The sequence below is a fragment of the Phenylobacterium sp. genome (assembly GCF_035569475.1).
Classification (GTDB): domain Bacteria; phylum Pseudomonadota; class Alphaproteobacteria; order Caulobacterales; family Caulobacteraceae; genus Phenylobacterium.
Map to the genome: position 1 here is coordinate 1 of NZ_DATMNA010000004.1, position 12,999 is coordinate 12,999.

13 protein-coding genes are annotated in these 12,999 nt (G+C 71.8%); 5 read left to right on the top strand and 8 right to left on the bottom strand.

The annotated features are described in order from the left end of the window. The 4 genes from VNW53_RS00390 to VNW53_RS00405 all read left to right on the top strand — a co-directional run. On the top strand, positions 1-1,516 hold a 1,516-nt coding region (locus VNW53_RS00390; RefSeq protein WP_325552819.1), incomplete at its 5' end, for an ATP-binding cassette domain-containing protein. 554 nt (positions 1,517-2,070) lie between these two features. Next, positions 2,071-3,093 (top strand): ABC transporter substrate-binding protein, encoded by a 1,023-nt coding sequence (locus tag VNW53_RS00395; RefSeq protein ID WP_325552820.1) that lies wholly within the window; start codon positions 2,071-2,073, stop codon positions 3,091-3,093. A 163-nt stretch (positions 3,094-3,256) separates the two neighbouring features. Continuing rightward, positions 3,257-3,994, top strand: a complete 738-nt coding sequence (locus VNW53_RS00400; RefSeq protein WP_325552822.1) for an ABC transporter ATP-binding protein — start codon at positions 3,257-3,259, stop codon at positions 3,992-3,994. After that, a complete protein-coding gene (locus VNW53_RS00405; protein WP_325552824.1) occupies positions 3,991-4,758 on the top strand; it encodes an ABC transporter permease in 768 nt (255 codons plus the stop codon). The genes VNW53_RS00400 and VNW53_RS00405 overlap by 4 nt, the downstream gene beginning before the upstream one ends. Positions 4,759-4,761: 3 nt before the next feature. Here VNW53_RS00405 and VNW53_RS00410 read toward each other — a convergent pair whose 3' ends face one another. The 8 genes from VNW53_RS00410 to VNW53_RS00445 form a co-directional block, all read right to left on the bottom strand. Continuing rightward, entirely contained in the window at positions 4,762-5,430 is a 669-nt protein-coding gene (locus VNW53_RS00410; protein WP_325552826.1) for a TonB family protein, read from the bottom strand. A gap of 71 nt (positions 5,431-5,501) precedes the next feature. Then, positions 5,502-6,881: a hypothetical protein gene (locus VNW53_RS00415; RefSeq protein ID WP_325552827.1), complete on the bottom strand. Its 1,380-nt coding sequence runs from the start codon at positions 6,879-6,881 to the stop codon at positions 5,502-5,504. Between the two features lie 367 nt (positions 6,882-7,248). Beyond that, positions 7,249-7,968: a 16S rRNA pseudouridine(516) synthase gene (locus tag VNW53_RS00420; RefSeq protein WP_325552837.1), complete on the bottom strand. Its 720-nt coding sequence runs from the start codon at positions 7,966-7,968 to the stop codon at positions 7,249-7,251. 14 nt (positions 7,969-7,982) lie between these two features. Beyond that, a complete protein-coding gene (locus tag VNW53_RS00425; protein ID WP_325552829.1) occupies positions 7,983-8,894 on the bottom strand; it encodes a class I SAM-dependent methyltransferase in 912 nt (303 codons plus the stop codon). A gap of 5 nt (positions 8,895-8,899) precedes the next feature. After that, positions 8,900-10,519 carry a peptide chain release factor 3 gene (locus VNW53_RS00430; RefSeq protein ID WP_325552831.1) on the bottom strand — a complete coding sequence of 540 codons (1,620 nt, stop codon included), beginning with the start codon at positions 10,517-10,519 and terminating at the stop codon, positions 8,900-8,902. Between the two features lie 60 nt (positions 10,520-10,579). Continuing rightward, a complete protein-coding gene (locus tag VNW53_RS00435) occupies positions 10,580-10,981 on the bottom strand; it encodes a VOC family protein (protein ID WP_325552832.1) in 402 nt (133 codons plus the stop codon). Positions 10,982-11,024: 43 nt separating this feature from the next. After that, the gene (locus VNW53_RS00440) at positions 11,025-11,405 is read right to left on the bottom strand and encodes a hypothetical protein (RefSeq protein WP_325552833.1); all 381 of its coding nucleotides are present in this window, start codon (positions 11,403-11,405) and stop codon (positions 11,025-11,027) included. Positions 11,406-11,515: 110 nt separating this feature from the next. Beyond that, positions 11,516-11,848, bottom strand: a complete 333-nt coding sequence (locus VNW53_RS00445) for a DUF1491 family protein (RefSeq protein WP_325552834.1) — start codon at positions 11,846-11,848, stop codon at positions 11,516-11,518. A 145-nt stretch (positions 11,849-11,993) separates the two neighbouring features. On the opposite strand from VNW53_RS00445, the gene VNW53_RS00450 reads away from it, so the two are divergent. After that, on the top strand, positions 11,994-12,863 hold the full coding sequence (locus VNW53_RS00450; protein ID WP_325552836.1) for a hypothetical protein: 870 nt from the start codon (positions 11,994-11,996) through the stop codon (positions 12,861-12,863). Positions 12,864-12,999: the final 136 nt, after the last annotated feature.

Consider the following 12,999-nt stretch of genomic DNA (forward strand, 5'->3'; position numbering starts at 1 on the left):
CGAGGCGGCGATCACCGCCTTCGGCCTCGACCCCGAGAAGTCCACCCAGGGCCTCTCCGGCGGCGAGATCCGGCGTACGGACCTGGCGCGCGCCTTCGCCGAGGACGCCGACGTCATCCTGCTGGACGAGCCCACCAACCACCTGGACATCCTGGCCATCGAGACCCTGGAGGCGCAGCTCTCGGCCTCCAAGGCCGCCGCCCTGATCGTCAGCCACGACCGCGCCTTCCTGGAGCGGGTGACCAAGCGCTGCTTCTGGCTGGAGTACCGGCAGGTCAAGCGCCTCGACCAGGGCTTCGGCGCCTTCGACGACTGGGCCGAGAAGATCGTCGCCGCCGAGGCCGAGGAGGCGCGGCGGCTGGACCGCTACATCGCCCGCGAGCAGCACTGGATGGCCCGCGGCGTCACCGCGCGCCGGGCCCGCAACGAGGGCCGCCGCCGGCGGTTGGAGAGCCTGCGCCAGGACAAGGCCGACCGGCTGAAGGACACCCGCCGCGACCTGAACATGGGCCTGGCCTCCTCCGGCGTCTCCGGCAAGCGGGTGGTCGAGGCTGCCGGCGTCTCCAAGGCGTTCGGCGAGCGCGTCCTGCTGAAGGCTTTCTCCACCCGCATCCTGCGCGGCGACCGGGTGGCGGTGGTGGGGCCGAACGGGGCCGGCAAGACCACGCTCGTCAAGGTCCTGCTGGGCGAGATCCCGCCCGACGCGGGCGAGGTGAAGCTGGGGACCAACCTGGAGATCAACTACATCGACCAGGCGCGCGGCGCGCTGAAGCCGGAGATGACCCTGCGCGAGGTGCTGCTGCCCAAGGGCGGCGACCAGATCATGGTCCGCGGCGAGCCGCGCCACATCGTCTCCTACGCCAAGGACTTCCTGTTCAGCGAGCTGCAGCTCCGCCAGCCGGTGCGCAGCCTCTCGGGCGGCGAGCGCAACCGCCTGCTGCTGGCCGTGGCGCTCGCCAAGCCCGCCAACGTCATGGTGCTGGACGAACCCACCAACGACCTCGACATGGACACCCTCGACCTGCTCGAGGACCTGTTGGCCGACTACGAGGGCACCCTGATCCTGGTCAGCCACGACCGCGACTTCATCGACCGCCTGGCGACCTCGACCATCGGCCTGGACGGGCGCGGCAACGCCGTGGAGACCCCCGGCGGCTGGCAGGACTTCGTGGCCCAGAACCCCGGCTTTTTCGGCCGCGCGACCACCACCGCCGCCACGCCGCCCAAGGCCGTGAGCCCGCCCGCGCCCCGCGCCGAGCCGGCCCGGGCGAAGCTCAGCTACAAGGACCAGCGCCGCCTGGCCGAGCTCGAAGCCCTGATCGCCCAGGCGCCGGCGAAGGTCGCGGGCCTGGAGACCCGCCTCGACGACCCGGGCCTCTACGGGCGCGATCCGGCCGCCTTCCAGCGCCTCTCCGCGGAGCTGGAGACCCTCCGTACACAGCTCACCTCCGCGGAGGACGAGTGGCTTTCGCTGGAGGCGCGGCGCGAGGCCCTGGAGACCGGCAAACCGGCCTGACGCCGCTTTCCTGTGGATCGAATCAAGCCTTGAAAAGGCTTCAGGAATTCGGAATTCACCCGAGGTTATGCACCGCTTGTTCACCGGTTTTTGACACCCCGCTCACATCCCGGCCCAAACAGCCGCTTGCCGGATATTAAGGATGGGCGCACCGTTCGCTTGCCGAGAGGGACTGCGGCGCGGGCGGACGGAGAAACCGGAAACGGCGGACCTGGAAGCCAAGGCGAGCAGAAGGTTTCTAGAGGCGAGGACCGGGGCAACCCGGGACGGACTTCCTGAGACACCGGACGCGATGGAAAACCAGCGGGGGCGACCCCGTGAACCGAGAGCGCGATCGACCTGGAAGGCACAGATCCCCCAACGGATCTGGATGAGAGGGCGACGCCCCGGGCGACCGGAGCGCCGCCCTCTTGCTATGGGCGCTGTGCTCCTCCGCCGCGCAGCGGCGAGGCGTCTGCGTAGCCGACGGCGGGGCGGGCGGCCGCCCGGCCTCCGACCCTTCCAACCGACGCCGCAGCACCCTAGGTTCGCGAAAGCTTGAGCGAGGGGCGACGATGAAACTCTTTCGACCTATGGCCGTGGCCGCGGCGCTCGCCCTTGCCGCCTGCTCGCCGGCCAAGAAGGAGGCCGCGCCCGCCGCCGCCGGCCTCACCCCCATCCGCTTCGCCACCGACTGGCGCGCCGAGGCCGAGCACGGCGGCTTCTACGAAGCCCTGGCCGAGGGCGAATACGCCAAGCGCGGCCTCGACGTGAAGATCGTCCAGGGCGGCCCGGGCGTGAACGTGCCCCAGCTCCTGGCCGCCGGCTCCATCGACATGGGCGTGGGCTCCAACGGCTTCGTGGTCCTGAACCTCGCCCAGGAAGGCGTGCCGGTGAAGGCCGTGGCCGCGGTCTTCCAGAAGGACCCGCAGGTGCTGATCGCCCACCCGGACGCCGGGGTGAACAGCCTGGCCGACCTGAAGGGCCACCCGGTGCTGCTGGGCGACGCCGCCGTGAGCACCTTTTGGGTGTGGCTGAAGGCCAAGTACGGCCTCAACGACGACCAGGTGCGCAAATACACCTTCAACAACGGCCCGTTCCTGGCCGACAAGCGCGCCGTCCAGGAGGGCTACCTGACCTCCGAGCCCTACACCATCGAGAAGCAGGCCGGGATGAAGCCCAAGGTCTTCCTGCTCGCCGACAACGGCTACCCCGGCTACGCCACCATGATCCTCGCGCCGGACGCCCTGATCGCCCGGAACCCGGCCGCCGTGAAGGCCTTCGTCGAAGCCACCGCCAAGGGCTGGAACGACTATCTGAACGGCGACCCGCGGCCTGCCGACGCCCTGATCAAGAAGGACAACCCCGAGATGACCCAGGACGTCCTCGACCAGGCGCGCGCCAAGCTGAAGGCCAACGGCATCGCCGACGGCGGCGACGCCGCCCCAGGCGCGAAAGGGGGGATCGGCATCGGGACCATGACCGACGCCCGCTGGCAGACCCTGTTCGATGTCGCCTCCGGCGCCGGCGTCTACCCCAAGACCCTCGACTACAAGAAGGCCTACACCCTGCAGTTCGTGGCCCCGCCGGCGAAGTAGCTTTGACGATCGCAGCCCTCCGTTTCAGATCCTCCCCCGTAGCGGCAGCGTGCGGGGGAGGTGTCGCGAACGCGACGGAGGGGGCGTTGGGGCCGTGCGCCGGCAGCGCCCCCTCCACCACTTCGCGGTCCCCCTCCGCCCGCTTCGCGGGAGAGGTTTTTCTTTGACTGTCGCCGCCCTCCGAAACGTCGAGGTCGACTATCCGCGCGGGCGGGCGCTGGGGCCCTTTACCCTGGAAATCGGCGAAGGCGAGATCGTGGGCCTGGTGGGCCCCTCGGGCTGCGGCAAGTCCACGACCATGCGCCTGCTGGCCGGGCTGGAAGCGCCCACCCGCGGCGAGGCCGTCCGTACGCCGGGCCGGGGCGAAACGGCGGTGGTGTTCCAGGCCCCGACGCTGGCGCCCTGGCTATCGGCCCGCGCCAACGCCGCCCTGCCGCTGGAGCTGGCGGGCGTCGCCCGCGCCGAGGCGGCGAGCCGCGCCGACGCCGCGCTCGGGCGCGTGGGCCTGGCCGGCGCCGAGGCCGCACGGCCCGCCCAGCTTTCCGGCGGCATGGCCATGCGGGTCTCGCTGGCCCGCGCCCTGGTGACGGGCCCAAAGCTGCTGCTGCTCGACGAGCCCTTCGCCGCCCTCGACGAGATCACCCGCCGCGCCCTGGCCGACGACGTCCTGGCGCTCTGGGCCGAGACCCGACCCGCCATCGTCTTCGTGACCCACAATGTGGAGGAGGCCGTCTACATGGCCTCGCGCGTCGTGGTGATGACCAAGGGGCCCGGCCGCGTCGCCGGCGAGGTGGCGGTCACCGGCCCCCTGCCGCGGCCCGCGCACTTCCGCACCACCGAGACCTTCCGCGCCCAGGTCGAGGCCGTGTCGGGGATGCTGGCGCAAGGCATGGCGGCATGAGCCGGTTCCTGTACGCCATCGCGCCGTTCGCGCTGCTGGGCGTCCTGCTCGCGGCGTGGGAGGTCGCCTGCCGCGCCCTGCACGTGGAGCTCTACCTGCTGCCGCCGCCGTCGAGCGTCGCCCTGGCGCTGGCGCAGAATTTCCCGGCCCTGGTCATCGCCGCCTGGAGCACCCTGTCCGTCGCGCTCCTGGCGCTGGTCATCGCCAGTCTGATCGCCCAGGCCCTGGCGGTCGCGGTGGCGCTAAGTCCCCTGGCGGAGCGCGCAATCCGGCCGCTGGCGTCGGTGATCCAGGTGACGCCCGTGGTCGCCATCGCGCCGCTGCTGCTGATCTGGTCGGGACTGGACCATCCGCACCGCGCGCTCATCGCCCTGGCCGTCCTGGTGGCGTTCTTCCCGATCTTTTCCGGAGCCGTGTCCGGCCTGAAGGCCGCCGACCCGGACCTGGAGCGGCTGTTCGACCTCTATGGCGCGACGCGCTGGCAGCGCGCGATGCGGCTGAAGCTGCCGTCGGCGGTTCCGTTCCTGCTGGAGGGCCACAAGGTCGGAGCGGGTCTCGCCATCATCGGCGCCGTGGTCGCCGAGTTCGGCGCGGGTTCCGGCAAGGTGCGCGGCCTGGCGTGGCAGATCCTCGACGCCGGCAACAGGCTGCAGACCGCCAAGATGATCGCCGCCCTGGTCGTGCTGGGAGCCATGGGGGTAGCGCTGCACGCCCTGCTGGACGCCGCCGAGAAGGTAGGCCTGCGCTGGTGGCGGGGCCGCTAAAGGCTACTGTTGCTTGACCGGCGTCAGCTCGTAGCGGATCGGCAGCCGGATGCGGGCGCCCACGGTCGGCGCGCCGTCCTGGCTCCACGGCCCCACCCGGAACTTGGACGCCAGCGCCAGCGCGCCGTCGCCGTAGCCCTGGCCGGGCGGATCCTCCTGCGCGACCGCGCAGCCGCCCAGCACGCCGCCCGCCTGAACCGTGCAGCCCAGCACCACGCGCACGTGGTTCACGCCGTTCTCGGTCTTGGGAAAGGTCGCCTGGAAGTCCTGGGCCGACGGCACCGCCGCCCACGCGGGCTTGGTGACCGTCGCCTCGCCCTTCAGCACCGCGGCGTCGAAGCTGACGGGAATGAAGATGTTCTGGTTGGTCAGGCCCTGGTCGCTGACCTTCAGCCGGGTGGCGAGCTTGGCCGCGGCGGCGCCGAAGCCGTAGCCGCCCGGCGTCTCCTTCAGGGCGGCGCAGTCGCGCGGGTGGCCATCGCGGGCCAGCTCGCAGGTCAGCTCCACCTGGCCGCCGACCCCGGCGGCCCTGGCCCGGGCGGGATAGGCCGCGGCGATGTCGGCGACGGTGGGCGCCTCGACCCAGACGTGCTCGCCCTCGGCTCCGGCGGACCTGACGGCGACGCATCCGGCGATCGCGGCGGCGGCGAGGACGGCGAACTTGGCTGTCATGATGGCTCTCCCCTTCAGACGGGAGCTTGGCACGGCGGCGGCTAGTTTGAGAAGCCCCGCAGGTCGGACGGTCAAACGGCCGTGCGCTTGGGCGCCGGCCCGGCGCGCAGCCGCTCCAGGGCCTCGCCGGCCATCACGCTCAACGAGCGCAGCCCGTGGTCGCCGAACACCTCGAGCGCGGCGTCCAGCGCCAGGACCGCCGCCGCCCGCTCGCCGCGGTCCTTGCCGGTGATGTCCGCCCGAGCCTCGTAGAGGCGCGCGAGATGGAGCTGCACGAGGGCCCAGGCCACCGGATCGCGCCGCGGCTGCAGGGTGGAAAGCTCGATCTTCAGCGCCGTCTCGGCGGTGTCGAGCACGGCCAAGTCGCCGGTCAGCTCCGCCGAGCGCGCCAGGCACATGGCCCGCTCTCCGGCCGCGAGCCCGCGCAGCGGCGTCGCCGGCGCATCCTTCAGCACCAGGTTCGCCCGGTCGTAGCAGGTCACCGCCTGTTCGTAGGCGCGCTCGTCGGCGCTGGCCTCGCCCAGGGTCTGCAGGGCGTGCGCCAGGGCGATCTGGGTGCGCGCCCAGTCCAGCGGGCTGTGGTCGCGGGTCAGGTGGTCCAGCGCGCCGGCGAGCGTCGTGGCGCCGGCGGCCACCGCGTCGATGTCGCCCGTCGCCTCGCCCCACAGCGCCAGGCCCTGGCCGCGCAGGATCTCGGCGCGGGCCCAGGTCAGCGGCTCATAGGCCAGGTCCAGACGGTCGGCGGCGGCGGCGGCGTCATCGATGGCCGCGCGCAGCAGGGTCTCGTCCTTCAACCGCGCGCCCCAGCCGCAGAGCAGGTCGGCGCGCATCAGCCGCGCCTCGGCAGCCAGCGGCCGGGCGGCGCCGGAGCGGCGGGTCATGGCGTCCATGGCGGCGATCGGGGCGTTGAAGCGCGCCGAGGCGCTCCAGGCGGTCGCCGCGTCGCCCTTGCCCAGTTCTTCGCGGCCGGCGACCAGGGCCATGCCCACGTCGGCCAGGGCCGCGGAAAGCCCGCCGCGCGCGACCCCGCGCGCCTCGCGGAAGGTGGCGGCGGCCGCGGCGTCGAGGCCGGGATCGCCGAACAGCTCCGCGCCCAGGAGGCCTGCGAAGGCCTGCTCGCAGCGGGCGCGGGCCCAGGCGTCGGGGCGGCGGTTGGGATCGAGGGCGGCGCAGGCGGTCTCCGCGGCGCAGGCGGCCTTGCGCAGCGCCACCGCATCGCCCGAGCGGCGGGCGACTTCGCGCCACACCACCGCGGCGTCGAGGCGTCGCTGGGCCTTGTCCTGGGCGCTGATCCGGCCGGCGGCCACGTCGGCGGCCTTGGCTTCCTGGCGCAGCAGGTTGAGGTCGAGCAGTTCCAGCAGGCTCGCGTCGCCGCCGGTCAGGCCGTCCGCATGGGCCTTGAGCCGATCGCCGGCGAACAGCTTGATGAACTCGCGCCCCAACTCGAACATTCCGCCGCTCCCGTTGGTCTTGCGTCCCGCGATGAGACGAAGACCTCGCGTCCTGACGGATATGAGCAAAGCCGGAGCCGCGATCGTAAACAAGTGGTTAATTTCCTAAGTATGGTTAACCGTGTCTTACTCTCCACAGTAAAGCGCGACGGAAACCGCGGTTCCGCGAGGTGATGGCGAGACCCCAAATCGGTGTCATCCCGGAATGGGCGCAGCCCATGTGCGGGACCCATAGACACCGGCCCAGCAGGTTAGATCGCGGCGGCGGCGCTGTGCGCCATTCCGAATGCTCGCGTTTATGGGTCTCGGTCTTCGCGTGCCGCGAAACCGGGATGACAGTAGGGGTGAGCGGCGCTGGCGTGGCCGCTCAGGCGAACAGCGACGCCTGCTCGGCCGGGGTCAGGATCCGCCAGGCGCCGGGCTCCAGCTCGCCGGGCAGGCCAAGCCCGCCGATGCGGTCGCGATGCAGGGCGGTGACGTGGTTGCCCACGGCGGCGAACATCCGCCGCACCTGGTGGTAGCGCCCCTCGGTGATGGTCAGCCGCGCCTCGGCCGGCCCCAGCACCTCCAGGACGGCCGGCGCCAGGGGGTCGCTCTCGCCCTCCAGCATCAGGGTCCCGGCGGCGAACACCGCGGCTTCGTCGCCGCGCAGCGGCCGGTCGAGGGCGGCCACATAGCGCTTGGCCACATGGGCCTTGGGCGAGATGACCCGGTGCAGGAACGGCCCGTCGTCGGTGATCAGGAGGAGGCCCGAGGTGTCCTTGTCCAGCCGGCCCACGCTCGACAGCGCCGGCATCCGCCCCTGCCAGCGGCGCGGCAGCAGTTCATAGACGCTGCGCCCCGGCTCGCGGTGAGAGCAGACCACGTCCAGCGGCTTGTGCATCAGCAGCGTCAGGGGCGCCGGCGGGTCCAGCGGCTGGCCGGAGACCGTCATCCGCTCCGGCAGGTCGGCGCCGACCGCGATCCGCGCCCCGGCGTCCTTCACCACCGCCCCGTCCAGCACCACCTGCCGGCGGGCGACCAGGTCGGTGACCTCGCGTCGCGAGCCGTAGCCCAGGTTGGCCAGCAGCCGGTCGAGCCTGGCCATGGGAAGCTTGGCGCTCACTTGCGCGCCTCATAGACCTTGTAGCCGCCGCCTTCGGCCCGCAGCGTCACGCCGGCGAAGGCGGCCTTCAACCCCGCCTCGTAGGGCAGGTGCCGGTTGGCGACCAGCCAGCAGACGCCGCCCTTGCGCAGCAGCCCGGCGGCGGTGGCGACGAAGCCCTGGCCCAGGGCGCGGTCCTCCGCCCCGCCGTCGTGGAACGGCGGGTTCATGACCACGAAGTCGAGATCGGCGAGCCCCTCCGGCGGCCGGCGAAGGTCGGCCCAGGCGACCGAGACCCGCGGGTCGTCGAGGTTGTGTCGGGCGCAGTCCACCGCGCGCCGGTCGATGTCGGCGCAGGCCAGCGCCGTGACCGCCGGCGAGGCCAGGATCTTGAGCGCCAGCACGCCGATCCCGCACCCAAGGTCCGCACCCCGGCCCTTGAGCGCCGGCAGCGCTTCCAGCAGCCTGACGCTGCCCGGATCGGGCCGGTCCCAACTGAACACGCCCGGCTGCGACCAGAGGCCCAGGCTTTCCACGATCCGCGGCGCCCCGGCCTCGATCGCCGCGGCCAGCCCGGTGGGTTTCGCCGGCCGCGCCGCGTGGCAGAAGCGGTGATGCTTGCGCGCGTCCTCGGTAACCGTACAGCCGAACGCCTCCAGAGCCTTCTTCAGCCGCGAACCGCCCTTGTCCTTCGGCGCGAAGGCCAGGATCGGCGCGCCGGGTTTCAGCACCCTGAGCGCCTGGGCGAGCACGAAGTCGCGCTCCAGAGTGCCCGGCGGCGCCAGGATCGTCGCGCGCTCCGCCGAGGCGTCCGCCAGGCCCGCGATGTCCGCCGACCCCGGGATCAGCGGCGAAAGCTGCACGGCTCCGGCCGGGACCTCCGCCAGCCCGGGCGCGGGCGCGCCATAGATCAGGGCGCCCGCCGCCACCGCCTTCAGGCCCGTTCCTTCGACCGCGCGAAGGCGACCTTGGGATAGCGCTCGGAGACATAGCCGGTCTCCCAGGCGGTCTTGGCCAGGAACACCGGCTGGTCGTCGATATCGACCGCCATCTGGCTGCGGTGCTTGCCCTGGAAATCCTCCAGGTCGGCCTTGTCGCCGTCGATCCAGCGCGCCTCGGCGTAGGGGCTGGCCTCGAAGATCACCTCGAGCTGGTATTCGTTGGCCAGCCGGTCGGCCATCACCTCGAACTGGAGCTGGCCCACGGCGCCCACGATGAAGTCCGCGCCCATGGTCGGGCGGAAGAGCTGGGTCACGCCCTCCTCGGCAAGGCCCTCGAGCGCCTTCTTCAGGTGCTTGGCCTTGAGCGGGTCCTTCACCCGCACCCGCTGCAGGATCTCCGGCGCGAAGTTGGGCAGGCCCGCGAAGCGCAGGGTCCCGCTCTCCGACAGGCTGTCGCCGACGCGCAGCACGCCGTGGTTCGGAATGCCGATCACGTCGCCCGCGAAGGCGTCCTCGGCCAGCTCGCGGTCGGACGCGAAGAACATGATCGGCGCGTTGACCGATAGCTGGCGGCCGGTGTTCTGGACCTTCAGCTTCATGCCCCGCTCGAACTCGCCGGAGGTCAGGCGCAGGAAGGCGATACGGTCGCGGTGGTTGGGGTCCATGTTCGCCTGGACCTTGAAGATGAAGCCCGAAACCTCCCGGTCGCCGGGCGCCACATGGGTCGGTTCGCCGTTCTTCACCGCCGCCACGGCCTTGGGCGGCGGGGCGTAGGCGCCCAGGCCCTCCAGCAACTGGTCCACCCCGAAGTGGCGCAGCGCCGAGCCGAAGAACACCGGCGTCATGTGGCCCTCCAGGAAGGCCTGCGGGTCGAAGGCCTTCAGGCCGCCCTGCGCGAGCTCGGCGTTCTCGCTCAGCTCCTCCTGCTCCTCGGGGTCGAGGTAGCTGACGATGGCGTTGCCCTTGAAGGCGATGGCCGGCGGATGGCCTTCGTCCACCTTTCCGCTTTTTGGAGCCGCGCCGCCGGTTTTCTTGGCGAAGGGCAGGAAGCGGTCGGCGCGCAGGTCCAGCATCCCCTTGAACCGCCCGCCCGATCCGGCGGGCCAGTAGAGCGGCGAGGGATCCAGGGCCAGCTTCGAGGCGATCTCGTCCAGCAGCTCAAAGGGGTCCTGCGCCTCGCGGTCCATCTTGTTGATGAAGGTGACGATGGGGATGTCGCGCAGGCGGCAGACCTCGAACAGCTTGAGCGTCTGCGGCTCGATCCCCTTGGCCGCGTCCAGCACCATCACCGCGGCGTCGGCGGCGGTCAGGGTGCGGTAGGTGTCCTCCGAGAAGTCCTCGTGGCCCGGCGTGTCCAGGAGGTTGAACATCAGCCCGTCGTGGTCGAACGTCATCACGCTGGCGGAGACGCTGATACCCCGTTCGCGCTCGATTTTCATCCAGTCGGATCGCGTGCGGCGGTTCTCGCCGCGGGCGCGCACCGCGCCGGCGGCGCGGATCGCCCCGCCCGCCAGCAGCAGGTTCTCGGTCAGCGTGGTCTTGCCGGCGTCGGGATGGGAGATGATCGCGAAGGTCCGCCGGCGGGCGGCCTCGGCGGCGGGGGAAGTCGTCATGGGCGGGCAGGTAGCGTGTGCGCCGCCCTTTCGCAAATGCCCCCGTCGTGAATCGGGCCGTCAACTCGCCGGCAGGTTGACCTGCCAGGACACCCCGAAGCGGTCGTCCACCCAGCCGAACCTCAGGCTGAACCCGTAGTTGTCCAGCGGCATGCGCACGACGCCGCCCTCGGCCAGCGCCGCGAACAGACGCTCGATCTCCGCCTCGTCCGCGCAGTCGACGAACAACGAGATCGAGGGCGTGAAGCCGAACTCGTGATGCACGGGGCTGTCGATGCAGATGAATTCCTGCCCGGCGAGGCTGAAGAAGGCGATGCGCACCTTGCCTTCCGCCCCCGGCTCGCCGCGGCCGTAGCGCTCCAGCCGCTTCACCTCGGCTCCGGGGATCAGGCCGACATAGAAGTCGAGCGCGACCTCAGCCTGGCCCTCGAACATCAGGAACGGGGTGATCTTGTCGACCATGGGCGCCTCGCCACTTCGCCGCGGCAGGGTAAGCCCGCGGCCGCTACGCCGCCAGTCGTCGCCAGATCATCCGGTCAACGCCGATGGCGTCCAGCCGCCCGTCGCGGTGCATGTTGTGAAGCTGGGCCAGGACCTCGAACTCGCAGGCCACGAACCGCACCGTCACCTCACCGGCCGCGCAGCCCAGCGAGGGCGCCACGAACAGGGCCGCATTGATCATCGGCGCCTTGGCGCTGATCAGCGCCGCCAGCCGCCGCGCCCGCTCGGGGTTGGTCCGCTGCAGCAGGGGTTCGCGCGAGTAGAGCTCCTGGCCCATCCGCAGGATCTCCGGGAAGGAGAGCCGGAGCATCCGCTGCCCGTCGAGCCGTGCATCCATGGCGACCCCGTCGAGGCGAAGGACAGCGTCGTTGAGCAGGAAAAGCATGGCGGGAGCGGGGCCTTGGGGACCTTCTGGGGTGAGGCCCGGCTTGTGCCACGCGCAGGCTTACGTCGGCGTGCACGAAGGCGGTTAACCGGCGAAAGGTCGCAGCCGGCTCAGCCGCCCTCCACAGGCTCGGTCAGGAAATGGCGGCCCTGACGGTCGTCGACCTCCACCACCCAGACGTCCGGGTCGACGCGGGCGGCGCGCTCGATGTAGGCGTCGAGGTCGCGCTCCTGCTCGGACGGGACCGGCTGCATCCACACCCGCTCGCCGTCCAGCCGCGTGGCCTCGGCATAGAGCCGGGCGGTCCCCTGCGGCCGGTTCAGCACCTTGACCAGCACCGCGCCGGCCCGCGCATCGCCCTTGCGGATCACCATGCCGAAGGCGCCGGAAAGCTCGGCCCGGCGGATCAGGGCGCTGACCCAGATGTCGGTGGAAAGCAGCATACGGTGAAGGTTCCGGCGACCGGTAACGGAGTGGCAACGCTGCCTGCGCTACTCCACGCATTGGTCCTGTGACCAGAACGAAAACGGACGACGCATGAAGAGCACGCGCAGAAAAGCGCGGCCGGCGTCTCGGTGGATGGGGTTGATGGGGGTGGCTTCGGTCGCCTTGCCCGGCTTCGCGCAAGCGCAGCCGGCTGACCTTTTCTACGAGCGTGCGGTCATGTCGGCGGCGGATCAGCGCTGCGGACTGTTCGCGCCGGAGGTGGCCGCGGCCCTGGCCGCCGGGACCGCGCAGGCCCGTGGCGCGGCCCTGCGCGCGGGAACCTCGTCGGCGTCCCTGCGTCAGACGGAGCAGGCGGCCCGCGCCAAGGCCAACGCCGCCGACTGCCGTTCCCCCGACATCGCCACCGCCGCGGCGCGGGTGAGAAGCGCGTTTTCCGGCTACGCCAGGATGACCCGGCTCAACTACGCCGGCGACGTGGCCGGCTGGGCGGCCGACCGCAATCTCGGCCGCGCCGCGCGCTGGCGGCTGGCCCAGGACACCAGCTTCGGGCCGGTTCCCGAAAGAGACGGCCGGATGGCCTTTGGCCTGGCCGGCCGCGAAGGGCGGGAGGCCCTGGTCGCCGTGGCCGTCTTCCCGGATGGGGCCGAGCCCTACGCCGCGCGCCTGGTGCTGCGCGACGACACCCGCGCCAGCCAGCCCTACCTCGACCGCTTCGGCGGCGGATCGACCGCGGGCCTGCCCCTGGCGCGCCGCCTGCCGCCGCCGTCCGCCCAGAAGGCCTATGCCGCCGCGGGGCGCGCGCCGGCCGGATCGGACCTGCTGCCCAAGGGCGAGGCCGTCGGCTGGGCGTTCCGCTTCCCCGACGCCGCCGGCGCCGAACTGGCGAGCCTCGATCCGCGCGAGGCCGTGGCCGTCGATTTCCTCTTCCCGGGCGACACGGTCCGCCGCGCCTATGTGGAGGTCGGCGACTTCGCCGCCGGCCGCGCCTTCCTGCAGGTGGCGGGCCGCTAGGTTCTGAACCCATAAAGGTTGCGGCTGAGGTCGACGCTTGATTCAAGGCTTCCGAAAGGAGCCTGGGATGGCGCGATACGATCTGAGCGAAGTGGAGTGGCGGCTGATCGAGCCCCTGCTGCCGAACAAGCCGCGC